Source organism: Variovorax sp. 20P10.2.4, assembly GCF_058244205.1.
Window position 1 is genome coordinate 1 of record NZ_JBZAYE010000771.1, and the last position, 3,083, is coordinate 3,083.

4 protein-coding genes are annotated in these 3,083 nt (G+C 69.1%); 2 read left to right on the plus strand and 2 right to left on the minus strand.

Features of this window, described 5'->3' with window-relative positions; all coding sequences use genetic code 11:
• Positions 1-288, minus strand: a 288-nt coding sequence (locus AC27VN_RS37220) for an FAD binding domain-containing protein (protein WP_490879892.1), incomplete at its 3' end; no start/stop codon positions are given.
• Between the two features lie 16 nt (positions 289-304).
• Complete coding sequence (locus AC27VN_RS37225; RefSeq protein WP_490879893.1) at positions 305-943, minus strand: SRPBCC family protein; 639 nt, start codon at positions 941-943, stop codon at positions 305-307.
• Positions 944-1,091: 148 nt separating this feature from the next.
• Here AC27VN_RS37225 and AC27VN_RS37230 point away from each other — a divergent pair, with 148 nt between their 5' ends.
• Positions 1,092-1,769, plus strand: coding sequence for a TetR/AcrR family transcriptional regulator (locus AC27VN_RS37230; protein ID WP_490879894.1), 678 nt, complete (start codon positions 1,092-1,094; stop codon positions 1,767-1,769).
• 120 nt (positions 1,770-1,889) lie between these two features.
• The gene (locus AC27VN_RS37235) at positions 1,890-2,840 is read left to right on the plus strand and encodes a sulfurtransferase (RefSeq protein ID WP_490879895.1); all 951 of its coding nucleotides are present in this window, start codon (positions 1,890-1,892) and stop codon (positions 2,838-2,840) included.
• Positions 2,841-3,083 lie beyond the last annotated feature (243 nt).

Below are 3,083 nucleotides of genomic sequence, written 5' to 3' on the forward strand. Positions count from 1 at the left end.
CTGCGACAGCAGCGGCAGCCGTTGCGCGATCAGTTCCGAGCATTCGATGTCGACGTGCCGCACCAGCGCGCCGATGCGCAGGAAGTCGCCGCGCAGCTCGATGCCGCGCAGCTCGGGCAGGGCGGCAATGTCGATCAGCAGTTGCGGCTTCGACAGCCGCATGTTGAGCGTGGCCAGCAGGGTCTGGCCGCCGGCCAGCACGCGGGCCGCGTCGCCGTGCTCGCGCAGCAGGGCCGAGGTCTGGGCCAGGCTCTGCGCGCGCAGGTAGGAGAAGGCGGGGGCTTTCATCGCGGGCTTTCCTGGCTCAGAACGCGCGGCTCGCGAGCCAGCCGATGCCGCTGCCGATCGCGAGCCACAGCAGGCGCTGCAGTTCGCCGGACCAGGGGCCGAAGCCGGCCGATGCGGTGGCGGCGCGAGGTGCCATCAGTGCCGCCGGCGCGGAGGCGGTTTCGCGCCGTGCCTCGGGCACGTCCGCCGCGGCTTCGAGCACCTGCGCCGCGGGCTTGGGCGCGAGCTGCTCGTTGAGCGCGAGAAAGAACTCGTCGGCCATCTTGCGTGCCGAGGCATTCACGAGCCGGCCGCCGATCTGCCCGAGCTTGCCGCCGACGGCCGCCTCGACCGTGTAGGTCAGCCGCGTGCCGTTGCCCTCGGTGGCGAGCGTGACGCGCGATTCGCCCTTGGCCATGCCGGCCGCGCCGCCGCTGCCCTCGAAGGCGATGCGGCAGCTCTGCGGCTCGACCACGTCGAGCCGGCGGATGCGGCCGCTGAAATGCGCGCGCACCGGGCCGATCTTGGCGAGCAGCCGCGCCTCCATCTCGTTCTCGCCGAGCCGGCGGATCTCCTCGCAGCCGGGCACGCAGCGCGCCAGCAACTCGGGATCGTCGAGGGCGCGCCAGACCGTCTCGCGGCCCGCGGGAATCCACTGTTCGCCTTGCAGTTCCATCCGTCGTCTCTTTCTTCGGTGGCGCACCGGGAGCCGGTGCCGTTCGCATGGGTCGGAGTATTTAACGATTGGTCAATAAGATCATTGGTACTTACCATGAGGTAAATTGCGGCCCTCCAACGACAACACCGAAGACAACAGCCGTTTCATGAAAGACGCATCCGAAGACCCGAAGAACGTGGCCGTCAAGCCCGCGCGCCAGCGGCTCTCGACCGAGGACCGCGAGCGCCAGATCCTCGACGGCGCGATCGCCTTCTTCTCGGAGCGCGGCCTCGACGGCCAGACGCGCGAGCTGGCGCAGCAGATCGGCATCACGCATCCGCTGCTCTATCACTACTTCCCGAACAAGCGCGCGCTGATCGAGCGCGTGTACGAGGAGGTCTACCTCGAGCGCTGGCAGCAGGAGTGGGAGGAGTGGCTGTCCGACCGTTCCACGCCGCTCGAGGCGCGGCTGGTGCGCTTCTACGGCGCCTATGCGCGCGCGATCCTCACCAAGGAGTGGGTGCGCATCCTGGTGTTCTCGGGGCTGTCCGACGGCTACGTGCCGGGGCAGTACATGGAACTGCTCAAGGAGCGGCTGTTCCCGCACATCTGGCGCGAGATGCGCCACGAGCTCGGCCTCGCGGGGCGCGCCAAGCCCACCGAGCGCGAGCGCGAGCTGATGTGGGGCATGCACGGCGGGATCTTCTACATCGGCGTGCGGCGCTGGATCTACGCCGAGGCCATGCCCGAGGACCTCGACGCGGTGCTGGCCGACCGCGTGCGCGCCTTCATGCTGGTGGCGCCCGAGGTGTTCGGCCGCAAGGGCGCGAAGCCCTCGGCCTGATCGCGCCGAAGCGGCTGCCGCTTTCAGATGCATTGGTCATAGCCATATCGCAAACGCTTCGTTGGTGAGCGCGCGGCGACTCCCTAAAGTGCGGCCTGCACTTTTCACAAGGAGTTACGCATGTCGATCCTGAGCCGCTGGTGGCGAGCCGCCTCCCTTGCCACGCTGACCTTCATCGCGAGCGCCCCCGTGGCCGTCGCCCAATCCACGGCCGAAGCCGGCGAGGCGCTGGTGTCGACCGAGTGGCTCGAGAAGAACCTCCGAAACGCCAAGGTGCGCGTGATCGAGGTCAGCGTGAACCCCGGCCTCTACGAGCGCGGCCACATCCCCGGCGCGGTCAACTTCTCGTGGCACAACGACCTCAACGACCGCGTGCGCCGCGACATCGTGAGCCAGGCCCAGTTCGAGAAGCTGCTGTCGGCGGCGGGTGTCGACAAGGACACCATCATCGTGCTGTACGGCGACAACAACAACTGGTTCGCGGCCTGGGGTGCCTGGGTGTTCGAGCAGTACGGGTTGAACAACGTCAAGCTGCTCGACGGCGGCCGCAAGAAGTGGGAGGCCGAGAACCGCACGCTCGAGAACCGCACGCCCGAGTACGCCGCCACCGCCTTCAAGGCGAGCCGGCCCGACCCGGCGCTGCGCGCGCGCCTGACCGACGTGGTGGCGGTGGCCGACGGCAAGTCGGACACGCGCCTGGTCGACATCCGCTCGGCCGACGAATACAGCGGCAAGATCTTCGCGCCGCCGGGCGCGGCCGAACTCGCGGTGCGCGCGGGCCACATCCCCGGCGCGACCAACGTGCCCTGGGGCCGCGCGGTCAACGAGGACGGCACCTTCAAGTCGCCGGCCGAGCTGAAGGCGCTCTACGCCGCCGCGGGCATCGACGGCAGCAAGCCGGTCATCACCTACTGCCGCATCGGCGAGCGCTCGAGCCACACTTGGTTCGCGCTGCATCGCATCCTCGGCTACAAGAACGTGCGCAACTACGACGGCTCGTGGACCGAGTACGGCAACGCGGTCGGCGTGCCGGTGAACAACCCGAGCGGCACCGTCTGGGCGTCGAAGTGATTCGAGGAGAGAAGAAGAACGAGGAGGGTGCGTGAGTCATCACGAGTTGGGTGGCCGTCCGCCGGAAGCGCGGACGGCATTGGGCGAGCCTTCGGGCTCGTTTTTTTTGAACGACACGGGCGCGGCGCGCTGGCCCGCGCTGGCCGTGGCCTCGGTCGTGCTGGTGCTGCTCGCGGCCGGCGTGCACCTGCTCGGCGAGCGCAGCGGCGGCCGCGCGCTGGCCTTCGCGCTCGGCATCGGCGC

Coding starts and splice junctions, on each gene's coding strand:
- AC27VN_RS37235 (WP_490879895.1), top strand. CDS start 1,890: ATGTCGATCCTGAGCCGCTGGTGGCGAGCCGCCTCCCTTGCCACGCTG.
- AC27VN_RS37225 (WP_490879893.1), bottom strand. CDS start 943: ATGGAACTGCAAGGCGAACAGTGGATTCCCGCGGGCCGCGAGACGGTC.
- AC27VN_RS37230 (WP_490879894.1), top strand. CDS start 1,092: ATGAAAGACGCATCCGAAGACCCGAAGAACGTGGCCGTCAAGCCCGCG.